The organism is Saliphagus sp. GCM10025334 (assembly GCF_042663485.1).
In the GTDB taxonomy this organism is placed as follows: domain Archaea; phylum Halobacteriota; class Halobacteria; order Halobacteriales; family Natrialbaceae; genus Natronosalvus.
The window spans coordinates 497,520-510,068 of sequence record NZ_JBHTAF010000003.1; the positions used below are offsets into that span (position 1 = coordinate 497,520).

At 64.1% G+C, this 12,549-nt stretch carries 13 protein-coding genes; 10 read left to right on the forward strand and 3 right to left on the reverse strand.

Going from position 1 to position 12,549, the window contains the following annotated elements:
• Positions 1-52 precede the first annotated feature (52 nt).
• Positions 53-871: an RIO1 family regulatory kinase/ATPase domain-containing protein gene (locus tag ACFQO4_RS14700; RefSeq protein ID WP_500261625.1), complete on the reverse strand. Its 819-nt coding sequence runs from the start codon at positions 869-871 to the stop codon at positions 53-55.
• Between the two features lie 253 nt (positions 872-1,124).
• On the opposite strand from ACFQO4_RS14700, the gene ACFQO4_RS14705 reads away from it, so the two are divergent.
• The 5 genes from ACFQO4_RS14705 (at position 1,125) to ACFQO4_RS14725 (ending at position 7,012) form a co-directional block, all read left to right on the forward strand.
• On the forward strand, positions 1,125-3,413 hold the full coding sequence (locus ACFQO4_RS14705) for a cation:proton antiporter domain-containing protein (RefSeq protein ID WP_500261626.1): 2,289 nt from the start codon (positions 1,125-1,127) through the stop codon (positions 3,411-3,413).
• 86 nt (positions 3,414-3,499) lie between these two features.
• A complete protein-coding gene (locus ACFQO4_RS14710; protein WP_500261627.1) occupies positions 3,500-4,678 on the forward strand; it encodes a DUF7544 domain-containing protein in 1,179 nt (392 codons plus the stop codon).
• A 65-nt stretch (positions 4,679-4,743) separates the two neighbouring features.
• Positions 4,744-5,886, forward strand: coding sequence for an acyl-CoA dehydrogenase family protein (locus tag ACFQO4_RS14715; RefSeq protein WP_500261628.1), 1,143 nt, complete (start codon positions 4,744-4,746; stop codon positions 5,884-5,886).
• A gap of 596 nt (positions 5,887-6,482) precedes the next feature.
• On the forward strand, positions 6,483-6,731 hold the full coding sequence (locus ACFQO4_RS14720) for a hypothetical protein (RefSeq protein ID WP_500261629.1): 249 nt from the start codon (positions 6,483-6,485) through the stop codon (positions 6,729-6,731).
• Entirely contained in the window at positions 6,728-7,012 is a 285-nt protein-coding gene (locus ACFQO4_RS14725; protein WP_500261630.1) for a MarR family transcriptional regulator, read from the forward strand. Before ACFQO4_RS14720 ends, ACFQO4_RS14725 begins: the two co-directional genes overlap by 4 nt.
• A gap of 136 nt (positions 7,013-7,148) precedes the next feature.
• On the opposite strand, the gene ACFQO4_RS14730 is transcribed toward ACFQO4_RS14725, so the two are convergent.
• Together ACFQO4_RS14730 and ACFQO4_RS14735 are read right to left on the reverse strand one after the other, a co-directional pair.
• Positions 7,149-8,195 (reverse strand): DUF5787 family protein, encoded by a 1,047-nt coding sequence (locus ACFQO4_RS14730; RefSeq protein WP_500261631.1) that lies wholly within the window; start codon positions 8,193-8,195, stop codon positions 7,149-7,151.
• A gap of 168 nt (positions 8,196-8,363) precedes the next feature.
• Entirely contained in the window at positions 8,364-8,801 is a 438-nt protein-coding gene (locus ACFQO4_RS14735; protein ID WP_500261632.1) for a bis(5'-nucleosyl)-tetraphosphatase, read from the reverse strand.
• 110 nt (positions 8,802-8,911) lie between these two features.
• Between ACFQO4_RS14735 and ACFQO4_RS14740 the strand changes: the two genes are divergently transcribed.
• The 5 genes from ACFQO4_RS14740 (at position 8,912) to ACFQO4_RS14760 (ending at position 12,159) form a co-directional block, all read left to right on the forward strand.
• A complete protein-coding gene (locus ACFQO4_RS14740; RefSeq protein ID WP_254157954.1) occupies positions 8,912-9,250 on the forward strand; it encodes an uS10/mL48 family ribosomal protein in 339 nt (112 codons plus the stop codon).
• Positions 9,251-9,379: 129 nt separating this feature from the next.
• Positions 9,380-10,651 carry an amidohydrolase gene (locus ACFQO4_RS14745; RefSeq protein WP_500261633.1) on the forward strand — a complete coding sequence of 424 codons (1,272 nt, stop codon included), beginning with the start codon at positions 9,380-9,382 and terminating at the stop codon, positions 10,649-10,651.
• Between the two features lie 74 nt (positions 10,652-10,725).
• A complete protein-coding gene (locus ACFQO4_RS14750) occupies positions 10,726-11,019 on the forward strand; it encodes a winged helix-turn-helix domain-containing protein (RefSeq protein ID WP_500261634.1) in 294 nt (97 codons plus the stop codon).
• Positions 11,020-11,080: 61 nt separating this feature from the next.
• Positions 11,081-11,383 carry a DUF8036 family membrane protein gene (locus ACFQO4_RS14755; RefSeq protein ID WP_500261635.1) on the forward strand — a complete coding sequence of 101 codons (303 nt, stop codon included), beginning with the start codon at positions 11,081-11,083 and terminating at the stop codon, positions 11,381-11,383.
• Positions 11,384-11,505: 122 nt separating this feature from the next.
• On the forward strand, positions 11,506-12,159 hold the full coding sequence (locus ACFQO4_RS14760; RefSeq protein ID WP_500261636.1) for a COG4315 family predicted lipoprotein: 654 nt from the start codon (positions 11,506-11,508) through the stop codon (positions 12,157-12,159).
• Positions 12,160-12,549: the final 390 nt, after the last annotated feature.

The following is a 12,549-nucleotide window of genomic DNA, read 5'->3' on the forward strand; positions in this document are numbered from 1 at the left end:
GGAACTGAGCTCGAACGAATCCCGAGCGGCGGAACTCGGCCACGACACGTCGTCAGCTGTCACCGGGATACCCGATGTCGGCGACCTTCTCGACCTCGCTTCGCAGCTGCGTCGAGTCGAACTCGTGATCCGGGCGCAACCTGACGAAATCGAGGAAGGACCGCGCCGACAGCAGCGTCTCCGCGTCGTAGACGCTCGCGGCCGCGGCAACGGCTGCTCGAGCCCCGATTCGCGGCTCGAGCATCGCGAGCGCACAGGCGAGGTCGTACGCTCTCGTTTCGCGAATCCGACCCTCGTTCACGCTCGTCGCGTCGATGAAGTAGAGGTCCCCCTCGAGCAGGAGGACGTTCTCCGCCCGGAGGTCACCGTGGGCGAGTCCGTGGTCGTGGAGCGTTCGGAGCATCCCGAAGAGCGTCGAGGAAACGTCGCGGATCTCCTCGTCCGTGAGTTCGTCGAGCGAGTGAAAGTCGGGAAGGTACTCCAGGACGAGGACGCCGAGGCCGTTGACCTCGAAGGCGTCGATCGGACGCGGTGCGTTGAGACCGATTTCGCGCATTCGTCGGGTCGCCTCGAATTCGTGTTCGACCATCTCGCGGGGCGTCTCGAATCGGTCGAAAAAGCCCTCCGTTCCCGAGGAGAACGCGCCGACGTTGCGCCCGGTGGTCAACAGTCCGTGAACGAGGGCGTTCTGTCGCGAGACGATCTTGACGAAGTACTCGTCGTCGAGCACGCACGGCGTCGAGAGCCAGTTGTTGGCCTCGAAGAAGTCGACGCGAACGTCCGCGAGATCGTATCGATCCGCCAGGGTCCGGACGACTCGCTCGAGTCGATCCCACTCTACCGTACCGCGAGCGAGCTGGCGGATGTCCATACCGGTGATACAGACGCGACGATCATAAATGCCTCCCGGACTCGGTAGATCGTCGCCGGCTTCTCGAGGACGAACGGGTTCACCGTCCCGATTGTCACGTCGACCGACCCCCGATCGGCCGACCGCTGCCGAGAGCGCCCGTCCGGTCTCAAGGCTCTCGACGAGAACTGTAGCGTCTCGATTATATCACGGGCTCGAGCACTGTGGTTCGAAGTACCCTCGCAGCGGATTACGTGACGAGACGGCGACGTCAGTGACCGTCCGAACCGAATCCATGGAGGCTATCGACCCGATCGGGCATCACGAACTACTTCTCGTCATCGTTCAGCTTACGCTGTTGCTCTTGGTCGCCAGGGTTCTCAGCGAGGCCTTCAGTTCGATCGGTCAGCCCGCAGTCGTCGGCGAACTCCTGGCCGGTGTCGTTCTCGGCCCTTCTCTGCTCGGCCTGGTCGTCCCCGGCGTCTACGAGTCGGTGTTCGCGGTTTCGGAGAGCCAGTTTCACCTCCTCGAGATCATCTCCTGGATCGGTCTCATCATGCTGCTGGTCGTCACGGGCCTCGAGACGGACATCGACCTCATCGTCAGCAAGGGGCGAACCGCCGTGATACTCTCGCTCGGCGGTATCGTCGTCCCCTTTTCGACGGGGTTCGCGCTGGGATGGGTGCTTCCGGCTCCGTTCATCGCCGCTCCCGACCAGCGCCTCGTATTCAGCCTGTTCATCGCCACGGCGATGAGCATCTCCGCCATCCCAGTCATTGCGAAGGTACTCATCGAACTCGGCGCCATCCGCCGCGACATCGGTCAGCTGATCCTCGCCGCCGGCATGGTCGACGATACGATCGGCTGGATACTCCTGGCGACCGTCGCCGGGCTCGCCCGAACCGGTGTGGTCGACCTCAGTTCGGCACTGACGACCGTTCTGTCGGTACTGACCTTCCTCGGCCTCGCCTTCGTCGTCGGTCGTCCCCTCGTCGCCGGCGCGATCAGGTGGGTCGACAACGTCCTCGGGAGCGACAGCGCCCTGCTGTCGACGCTGATGATCTTCGCGCTCGCCGCAGGGGCGATTACACAGTACCTGGGGCTCGAGGCGATCCTCGGTGCATTCGTCGTAGGGGTGTTGGTCGGACAGGTCAAACGGTTCACTTACCAGCTTCGTCACGCGTTCGAGACGATTACCCTCTCCATTTTCGCGCCGCTGTTTTTCGCCATCGCCGGTCTTCGAATGGACCTCGTCGCCCTGGCGGATCCGGCGGTCCTCGGTGTCGGGCTCGTCGTCCTTGCGGTGGCCTGTTTCGGCAAATTCGCCGGTATCATGGGCGTCGCAGGCTTTGCCGGACTCTCGCGGTGGGAGGGCGTGACCATCGGCGGCGGGATGAACGCCCGAGGCGCGATGGAGATCATCGTCGCGACCGTCGGCCTCGGACTCGGGATCCTGACGACGAACATGTACAGCATCATCGTCGCGGTCGCCATCGCGACGTCGCTGATGGCCCCGGCGATCATGCGCTGGTCGATCCCGAAGATCGAAATGCGCGAGGAAGAACGAACGCGCCTCGAGCGCGAACAGTACTTACAGGAGAGTTTCGTCAACAACCTCACTCGAATCCTGTTGCCGACCCAGGGCGGCGCGGACACCCAGTACGCCGCCCGTCTGATCGGATCGCTAATTCGAACTCTCGACGTCGAACTCGATCTGCTCTGTGTGAACCCGGCCGACGAATCGAGACGAACCCGCGAGCGGGCTGGCTTTCCCGGGTGGCTCCGGCCTGGTCGCTACGCCCGCGGCGGAGACGAGTCGTCCGAAACGGTGCCGACGCCAACGGGGTCAGACGAAATCGGTCGCGTCTTCTCTCGAGTCGAGACGCGCCTCGGCGAGCAGGACCGCCAGCCCAGACACCTCACCAGACGGACCGACGCGAGCGTGTCGAATGCGATTCTCGAGGAGGTCAACGTGGGCTACGATCTCGTCGTCCTCGGCGAGCGAAGCCTCGGCGGCTACCCCGGCGAACCGCTGTACAGCGAGACGGTCGATCGGGTCGTCCAGCGGACACCGTGTCCAGCGATGGTCGTCAGCACGCCGTACTCGATGGATCGAGTACCCGATCGGATCGACGAGCCGATTCGCCGCATCCTCCTACCGACCGTCGGCACGCTCTCCAGTCGACACGCCGCCGAACTGGCGTTTACCATCGCGGCCGAAGAGAGCGCGCTGGTCGAAGTCGTCCACGTCGTCGATAGGCCGCAGTCGGACGACCAGTTTGCCGCCGATCCGAACCTCTCGAGCGAGATCGAGGTCGGGGGCCGGATCGTCGACCGTGAGGCGGAACTGGGCAGGCAACTCGGGGCAAAGGTGGTGACGACAGTTGCGGTATCGGACGATCCCGGTGCGAAGCTCGTCGAAATTGCCCGTCGAAACGGGACCGACGTGATCGTGATGGGATCGAATACGCGACCGATCTCCGGACGAGCCTTCCTCGGACCGAACGTCGAGCACGTCATACAGAACGCTCCCTGTCCGGTCGCCGTGCTCAGTTCGCTGTGAAAGCGCAGCGGCACCGGAGGGGTCCGGCCCTTCTTCGCCCGAATACCGCAGTATTTTACGGCCTCGAATCGTAATTCCAGAAAACCATGCACGCGATTGATAATCTCGGCGACGCGATCGACGTCACGCGGGATCGACTGACGCCGATCGACGCCGGCACGTGGCTCAAACTGGCGCTCGTCCTCTTCTTCATCGGTGGGGCTACCTTCGGTGGACCGGGCGCGCCCTCGACCGGCACGGACACCGCGCCGGAGGGGGCGACTGGCACCGACATCGACTCGCTCGCAGACCTCGAGGCCGAGTACGAGTCGCAGGTCACCGACGGTCCTCCGTTCGAGACGGTGCTGTACGCCGTCGCCGCCCTCTTCGTCGCCTTGCTGATCCTCTGGCTCCTCTACGTGCTCGTCGGGTCGATCATGGAGTTCGTCTTCATCGAATCGCTCCGGACGGAGACCGTCCAGGTCAGGCGGTACACACGGAGCCACCTCGGGGACGGCCTGCGGCTGTTCGGCTTTCGACTCGCCTTGCTGCTCGCGGTACTCGTTCCCCTCCTCGTCCCGATCTGGTTCGTGGTGGCGAGCGCGACCGAGTTCTCGGCGGGACTCGCCGCCCTCGGCGCCCTGTACGTCTTCGGCGCGATCGTCCTGGGGCTCGCGTACGCGCTCGTCAATCGCTTCACCACGATCTTCGTCACCCAGATCATGGTGCTCGAGGACCGCGGAGTGCTCTCCGGCTGGAGCCGATTCTTGCCGACGCTTCGATCGAACCTGGCGGAGTACGCGGTCTACGTGATCCTGGTGTGGATCCTGCAGCTCGTGGTGAGTTTCGGCTACGGGATCCTGGCCGCCATCGTCGCCGTGGTCGTCGCGATTCCGTTCGTGGTCGTCGGGGCGATCTTCGTCGTCGTCGGTGGCCCGGCCATCTATCTCGCTGCCGTCGTCGCCGTCGTCGGCCTCCTCTGTATCTTCCTGGCCGCGCTCGTGCTCCGCGTCCCTATCGACTCGTACTTCCGGTACTACGGCTTTCTCCTGCTCGGCGACACGAGCCCGGACCTCGATCTGATCCCGGAGCGGCGAAACGCGGTTCGGACGGGCGGACCGGTCGGCCCTGAGTCCGGTCCCGGCTCGAGTGGCGGGTCCGACGGCGACGACTGGAACGACTCGAGTTCGTGGGACGACGATGCGAGCGACGACGACAGCGGGCGATTCGACAGCGGACGTAACGACGACGAGGACCAGGACCAGGACCGCGACCGCGGCTGGTAACCCACGACGTCCGCCGACCAACTGGTCTTCGGAGCGTTTATTTCACCGGTCGGCAAGTATTGCGCATGGAGTTCGATCTGCCCGACGAGCACCGGATGATCCGGGACACCGTCCGGGAGTTTTGTGAGGAGGAAATCGAGCCGATCGCCCAGGAGATCGAGGACGAACACCGCTTCCCCGAGGAAATCTTCGCCCAGCTCGGCGAACTCGACGTGATGGGCGTCCCCATCTCCGAGGAGTACGGCGGACTCGGCGGCGACACGCTGATGTACGCCGTGGTCGCCGAGGAACTCGGCCGGGTGTCGGGCTCGGTCGCGCTCTCCTACGTCGCACACACCTCGCTCGCCTCGAAACCGCTCGAGCTGTTCGGCACCGAGGAACAGAAAGAGCGCTGGCTTCGCCCGCTCGCGGAGGGCGAGTATCTCGGTGGCTGGGCGCTCACCGAGCCCGGCAGCGGCTCCGACGCGTCGGACATGGACACTCGAGCCGTGAAAGAGGGCGACGAGTGGGTGCTCAACGGCACCAAACAGTTCATCACGAACGCGAGCGTCGCGGGCTCGGTGCTCGTGAAGGCCGTCACCGACCCCGGGGCGGGCTACGACGGCATCTCGACGTTCATCGTCGACCCCGAGGCGGACGACGGTTTCGAGGTGACGACGGTGTGGGACAAGATGGGGCTCAACGCCTCCCCGACCTGCGAGATCTCCCTCGACGACGTTCGCGTCCCCGAGGACCGCCTCCTCGGTGAGGTCGGCGAGGGCTGGGACCAGACGAAGAAGACCCTCGATGGCGGCCGAATCTCCATCGCGGCCATCTCGACGGGGCTCGCCCAGGGGGCTTACGAACACGCCCACGCGTACAGTAAAGAGCGCGAACAGTTCGGCAAACCGATCTGCAAGTTCGACGCGATCCGGGACAAACTCGTCGACATGCACCGCAAGACCGAGCGTGCCCGACTGTTGACCCACAAGGCCGCCAGTCGGTACGACAACGGGCAATCGGTGACGAAGGAGTCGGCTCTCGCCAAACTCGACGCCAGCGAGGCGGCCCGGAAAGTCGCCGAGGACGCCGTCCAGGTGCTGGGCGGCTACGGCTACACGACTGATTTCGCTCCCCAGCGCTTCTACCGCGACGCGAAACTGATGGAGATCGGTGAGGGCACCAGCGAGATCCAGCACCTCGTGATCGGACGCGAGATCGGGCTGTAGAACGCTCGAGCGTCGACGTCGTTCGGTGCCGACGAAATTGTTCTCGATCGGACAGTCGTCCGCCCCGAAAAATCCGTTTCACCAAAGGTAACGATCTATTGTCGAGGTTTGCGGTGCAAAGAAGCGAGTCGACCGTTCACAATTCAGACAGTCTGGTGGATGTGAGACGACCACACGAAACGAAGGCGTATATAAAACCTTCAAATCGACACACGTCGAGCCGTTGAACCGAACTTTCTACTGGACGAACGTCGGGAAATCACCAGACGTGATGGACTTCGTAGCAACCTTCATCGCGAGAACCGGAATACCAGTATAAATCGAACATATAAAAATCTGGACGTGAACTGCTCGTTTCACGACTCGGAATCGACAGAAGGTGTGGGTCAATGCCGTACACACACTCACCTCTGTGAACGCGCACGTCCGTTCAATTTCGCCACGCTGGCCTCCTTTAAGTGAAATTGGTGCTTAACTCGATTTCCCGGAAGGTGAAACAGGGATCATGTATGAATTGTGTTATATGTGGGAATGAGGCAGGGTACAACAGGGCTGCGATCGATCTATACAGCGGCGCGGAAATCGGTCGGCTGTGTATGAACTGCGAAAAAGACGAATTCGGCAAAACGCTTCAGTACGCGAGCCGCCGAGACGGCACCGAGTGCGAACTCTGTCGACGCGACGGTCAGATCTCCCTCCCGCGATATCTCTCCCAGGTAGAGACCCGGGATCAGTCGTTGGTCTCGACGAGCGTGCTCGAGGACGGCGACGTCCCGTGTCTCTGTGACGAACACTTCCACGAACTGACGCGAACGCCGCATCGTCGGACGGTGGTCGGCCCATGACGATCGCCGTCAGGAAGCAGGGCGAGTGGATGTCGAAGAACGACGAGCGAATACTCGAACTGCTGTGTTCCACCGATCGGTGCCGCCCTCGAGACATCCGAGACGAACTGAACGATTTCGGAATCGCGCTCCGTCTCGACTACGTCGACAAGCGACTCGAGACGCTCGAGGACGCCGGAATGGTCGCTTCCGACGCGATGCGATATCGGATCACCGATCGTGGGCGGGCGTACCTTCTCGGGGAGTTCGACGCGGCGTCGGTCCGTTCACCACGGCCGTAGTGCGTCGAACGAAGACCCATTCTGAGCCGGCAACGGTACTACCTCTCGAATCTTGAGCAGCGACGCAATCGAGTAACTCGAGGGCTATCCGCAGAGCGACTGGAGGGCTATCCGAATCCAGGCCACACACGACGGCTTACAGCCCCAGGCGCCGCCGTCGTCGCCGCTCCTCGAGCAGTGCCTTCGCTCGCTTGCCGGGCCCACCCTCGATCGGCCAGCCGCGGGTCCGCCACGCGGGTGGTTCGGGCTCGACGTGTGAACAGCGACTGCTACACTCCGCGGCCGTCTGACAGCGACCCTTCGCCGCACACCACGGCAGAAACTGGCCCGCTGAGCGCAACTCGAAGTGGCGGCAGTCGGGGCGCATCGTGTCGGCGAACGACCGCCAGCCGCGTTCGTAGGCACGTTCGGCAATCTCGAGCCGTTTTCGCGCCTTGGCTTCTGGATCGACGTACTCGAACTGCGCCGGCGACGCGTCTCGCGGGCCACCCGTCGGTCGTTCGAGGATGCGCGTACCCGGCCCGTCGACGTCGAGACGCCGGGGATACCACGCCACCTCGCTCTCGAGCGAGTCGGGATCGAGCGTCAGGATGCCCGCCTCGACCGGCAGGCGCTCGAGCAGGGCGGGTTCGATCCGTTCGCCCGTCTTCCGGGTGGCCACCCACACCTCGTCGGCCAGCGCCATCGCCACGTCGTACTCGAGTTGCGGGCGCAGGGCGCGTGCGGCGCTCGCGTCGAGATCCGGTTTGTTCTCAATGGCGACGATCCGGCGCACCCACTCGCGGTAGGGCCACGTGCGTCGGATCTCGATGCGGTTGCCGTTCCGGCGCGTCTCGAGAATTCCGCGGTCGTCGGCCTCGTGGATCGATTCGCGGACGTAGCGCCACGGGTAGCCGGGGTCGGGGAGACAGTCGCGGTAGTACGCCCACTCCTCGGGCGCGTTTCGGAGGACGTGCAGCAGGTCCCCGTCGAGGCGTTTCTCGCCGAACTTCGCGCGGTGGCGGAGCGCGTCGGGGTCACACTCGAGGACGATGGTATCCCAGCGGCGCCGCTTCGTCCCGAGTTGCCGGGCGACCAGGACGGCGGCGTCGCTCGAGTTGGGCGCCCACTCGCGTTCGGCCCAGCGGCAGGTCCGCAGTTCGAAGTGGAACTCGCTCTCACTCTCGGTCGCAACCCGGTTCACGGCCGTCGTAGGAGGTCGGGGATCAAAAACGCTCGTTACTCGAGCCGCGACTGGCGGACACCGGGGTCGCATCCGAACTCGCTGCTGAACGGTTACGGAGTGCTGAACGACATCGGAGACGGCGCAACCGCTCCCCGGGGGCGGCTCTCGATGGCGTCTCGGCGAGACCTAAATCTCGCCGTCCTCCTCGAGGTCGTCGAGGTAGGCGTGAGCCTGCTCGAGGATCTCGCGGGGCCCGTCCTGGGTGACCGTGTTAACCGCCTGCTCGTAGTCACGCCACTGGAGGTCCCGGTGTTCCCTCGAGAGTTCCGCACTCGCTTCGAACGACTTCGCGACGAAGAGGTGGACGGTCTTGTGGATCGTCTTCCCGTTCGCCTCGAAGACGTAGTCGTAGTCCTCGCGGAAGCCGTCGAGTAGTCTGAACTGTTCGATACCTGCCTCTTCCTTGATTTCGCGGATCGCCGTCTGCTGTAGTTCTTCCTCTCCCTCGACACCGCCCTTCGGAAACTCCCAGTCGCCCGGGCGGCTCTTGAGTAGAAGATACTCGCGCCGGCCCCGCGTGTCGCGGAAGAGGATCGCGCCTGCGCTCGTAGCTTCGACTGCCATTGCCAGAAATAGCAGGCCGGACGTTAAGAGAATATCGGACTGTTCGTCTCCGGTGAACGCGACTCAGCACCTTTTTCTGTCCCCGTCGTGGATTAGTGCACAATACAACCATGACCTTCGTCACCCGTCTCAGACTCCAGAGTGGGGACCGGGCCGCCCTTGATGGCATCGTCGAGGACATCAAGGCGACCGCCGAGAAGAAAGGAGCCGCGCTGAAGGGGCCACACTCCCACCCGCCGGAAAAGTACACCGTTCCACAGCACCGCCGACTCCACGCGGACGACGACCGCCGCTTTTCCGCGTGGACGTACACCGTCTTCACCCGCGAACTCGAGATTCACGGCCACGACAACCTCGCCCGGAACATCGCCTCGCAGAATTTCCCCGATTCGGTTCACATCGAGGCCGAAGTGGAGCAGGTCCGGGGCGTCGGCCAGGGCCGAAGCTGAGCGTCGTCTTCGGGGGTTCTGATGGGATTCGTTGCAGTCTCGCCGTCGTTCTCGTCATCGTCTGGTTCTGACTCACACGCGCATCGCCGCTTTCATCAATTCTTTTTCCGTTCCCGAGAAGGAGGCCGTATGCACGACGACGAACTCGTTTCGCTTCGCCGAGACCTCCACCGGAAACCCGAACCCGCCTGGCGGGAATTTTACACCACCGCGCGAATCGTCGAGGCCCTCGAGAGCCTCGAGGCCGACCTGGACCTGTACGTGGGACCCGAAGCCATCGACGGCGACCACCGCCTGGCACTGCCCGAGGATAGCGAGATCGACGCCTGGTACGAGCAAGCCCGCGAGTACGACGTCGATCCCGAGGTTCTGGCCTCGCTCGAGGGCGGCTACACGGGCGCCGTCGCCGTCCTCGAGCAGGGCGAGGGTCCGACGGTCGGCCTCCGGGTCGACATCGACGGCCTCCCGCGGATCGAGGCCGACGGCGAGGATCACGAACCCGCGGCCGACGGCTTCCGATCCGAACACGAGGCCATGCACGCCTGCGGGCACGACGCCCACGCGACGATCGGTATCGGCGTGCTCGACGTCGTCACCGAGAGCGACTTTCAGGGCACGTTGAAAGTGTTCTTCCAGCCGGCCGAGGAAGTCATCGGTGGCGGGAAGGCGATGGCGAAGAGCGACCACCTCGCGGACGTCGACTACCTGCTGGCGATGCACATCGGCCTCGACCACCCGACGGGCGAAATCGTCGCCGGCATCGACGGCTTCCTCGCCGTTTCCCACCTCGAGGCGACGTTCCACGGCGAACCGGCCCACGCGGGCGCTCGTCCGGAAGAAGGGCGCAACGCGAACCAGGCGCTCGCGACAGCGGTCCAGAACCTGTACGCGATCCCGCGACACTCCGACGGGGAGACGCGGGTCAACGCCGGCGTCATCGAAGGTGGCTCCGCGGCGAACATCATCGCCGAGGAGGCGCGTCTGGTCGCGGAGGTACGCGGCGAGACGACCGAACTCATGGAGTACATGCGCGAGAAGGCCACGCGGGTGCTCAGGTCCGCGGCCGAGATGCACGACTGCGACCTCGAGATTGAACTCGGTGCCGAAGCGCCGAGCGCGACGAGCGACGCGGAGCTGGCCGACCTCGTTGCGGAGGTGGCGGGCACGACCGACGGCGTCGAGCGGGTCCTCGAGCGCGACAAACTCGGCGGGAGCGAGGATGCCACCTTCCTGATGCGGGAGGTCCAGCAACACAGCGGGCTGGCGTGTTACGTCGGCGTCGGCACGAATCACCCCGGCGGCCACCACACCTCGACGTTCGACGTGGACGAGGCGAGCCTTCGTCACGGCGTCGACGTCCTGGCGGGTGCGATCGAGCGGGTGAGTCTCGAGCGGCCCTGAGCCGATCAGTGGAGTCGAGGCGAGGACTCCAGCGACCAGCGACTTTACAATCCTCCTGTGAGAACGGAAGGCAGATGGAAGACGTTCTGTGGTACGTCCTCGCCAGTTCTCGCGGGGGTCCGACACGCGTCAGGATCCTCAGGGCACTCGACGAGCGGCCGCGGAACGCCAACCAGCTCGCGACCGACCTCGAGTTCGACTACACGACGATTCGCCATCACCTGGACGTCCTGATGGAGAACAACGTCGTCCGCCGAACCGACGACGACTACGCGGCCGTCTACCTGTTCACCGAGCAGCTGCGGTCGAACTGGGACACCGTCGAAACCGTTCTCGAGGCGGTCGATCCGGACTCGGAGGCGAGGTAATCGTAATCATGGATCAATTTTGGACAACACGGATAACCGTCGACTGGAAAGGTGGGGATAGATGAGCGCCCTGTTCACGATCGCCTGGGTCGCCGCGGCGGTGAACGTCGTGCTACTGGCGGCTCTGGGCTGGGTCTGGGTGCAGGGCTACCGGCGACACGGCGCGAGTCACACCCTCGGGTTGCTCGTGTTCGCGTCGTTGCTCCTCGTCCAGAACGGGGTCTGGCTGTACTTCTACCGCCTCCACGAGGGGTACATCGGATGGTTCGTCAACGCGGGAACGGACGTCCAGGTCGGGATGGTGCTCCTCTGTGGCCTCGAGACGCTCGCCCTGGCGTTCCTCGTTCGCATCACGTGGTCGTGACGGGACGGTTGGGCGCGAGGGTACGAGGGCGTGATTGAATGACCGGGTAACTGGGCGATTGGGGACGAATTTTGGATGGAGTTCGGAAAATCCTCATCTACACTATTGGTGACGGTTGTGGTATGGGAATACCACGACGAACGGTCCTGCTCGCGGTCGGCTCGAGCGTCGCTATCGCTGGCTGTCTCGGCGACGAGGAATCGGACGGCGGGAGCGAAGATTCGACGGACGGCGGGGCGCAGACGGACGATAGCGACGAGTCGGGTGACGACGATAGCGAAAGTGGGAACGAGAACGAAAACGAGACCGACGACGAAGGCGAATCCGACACGACGGTTCGAGTTCGGTCCCATCCCGACCACGGCGACATCCTCGTCGGCCCGGAGGGGCTGACGCTGTACAACTTCGACCAGGATACGCAGGACGAGATGGCGAGCACCTGTTACGACGGCTGTGCCGAGGCGTGGCCGCCGCTGACGGTCGAAGGGGACGGGGAACCCACCGCCGGCGACGGCGTCTCCGCGACGCTGACCACGTTCGAACGCGACGACGGGACGATGCAGGTGGCCGCCGACGGCTGGCCGCTGTATTACTTCGCCTCTGACGAGGAACCGGGCGATGCGAACGGCCAGGGTGTCAACGACGTCTGGTGGGTGCTCGCGCCCGACGGAACGCCGATGCGGCCGGACAATGGTGATGGCTTGGGGGACGACAATAATTCGGATGATACGGATGACTCAGATGGCGACGATGACGACGACGGAGTCGGTTACTGACGGTGTGTGAATCCTCCGGCCACCCGAGTCGCCGATTGAACGGCTTCCCTGTCCCTCGAGCCCCAGCGAGTCTCCAAACGCGTTACACGCGTGGTCTCGACACCGTCCGTACGCCCACAGACTATTCTATTCGGGCGTGAGATTATCAGTCGATGACAAAAGGTGAGGGACAGAACGGGGTCGAGAGCGAGGACGACGTCGACGAAGATGACGACGATCGCTACGGCTGGTATCTCGACAAACTCCTCGACCTGCTCGGGTTCATTTGAGACGCACCCAACCCACACCTGCGCCTCATCACTCGAGGCGACCGGACTCAGTACTGGTGGCCGGAAGCGCGTCTCTCGCCGTCGCTCGAGCGACGGCGAGAGACGCGCTTTTCGGGGAAGG

Bases quoted from the DNA above. Each gene is read 5' to 3' on its own strand.
- ACFQO4_RS14745 (WP_500261633.1), top strand. From the start codon at position 9,380: ATGCACGACGACGAACTCGTTTCGCTTCGCCGAGACCTCCACCGGAAA.
- ACFQO4_RS14700 (WP_500261625.1), bottom strand. From the start codon at position 871: ATGGACATCCGCCAGCTCGCTCGCGGTACGGTAGAGTGGGATCGACTC.
- ACFQO4_RS14725 (WP_500261630.1), top strand. From the start codon at position 6,728: ATGACGATCGCCGTCAGGAAGCAGGGCGAGTGGATGTCGAAGAACGAC.
- ACFQO4_RS14740 (WP_254157954.1), top strand. From the start codon at position 8,912: ATGACCTTCGTCACCCGTCTCAGACTCCAGAGTGGGGACCGGGCCGCC.
- ACFQO4_RS14760 (WP_500261636.1), top strand. From the start codon at position 11,506: ATGGGAATACCACGACGAACGGTCCTGCTCGCGGTCGGCTCGAGCGTC.
- ACFQO4_RS14715 (WP_500261628.1), top strand. From the start codon at position 4,744: ATGGAGTTCGATCTGCCCGACGAGCACCGGATGATCCGGGACACCGTC.
- ACFQO4_RS14735 (WP_500261632.1), bottom strand. From the start codon at position 8,801: ATGGCAGTCGAAGCTACGAGCGCAGGCGCGATCCTCTTCCGCGACACG.
- ACFQO4_RS14755 (WP_500261635.1), top strand. From the start codon at position 11,081: ATGAGCGCCCTGTTCACGATCGCCTGGGTCGCCGCGGCGGTGAACGTC.
- ACFQO4_RS14720 (WP_500261629.1), top strand. From the start codon at position 6,483: ATGAACTGCGAAAAAGACGAATTCGGCAAAACGCTTCAGTACGCGAGC.
- ACFQO4_RS14750 (WP_500261634.1), top strand. From the start codon at position 10,726: ATGGAAGACGTTCTGTGGTACGTCCTCGCCAGTTCTCGCGGGGGTCCG.
- ACFQO4_RS14710 (WP_500261627.1), top strand. From the start codon at position 3,500: ATGCACGCGATTGATAATCTCGGCGACGCGATCGACGTCACGCGGGAT.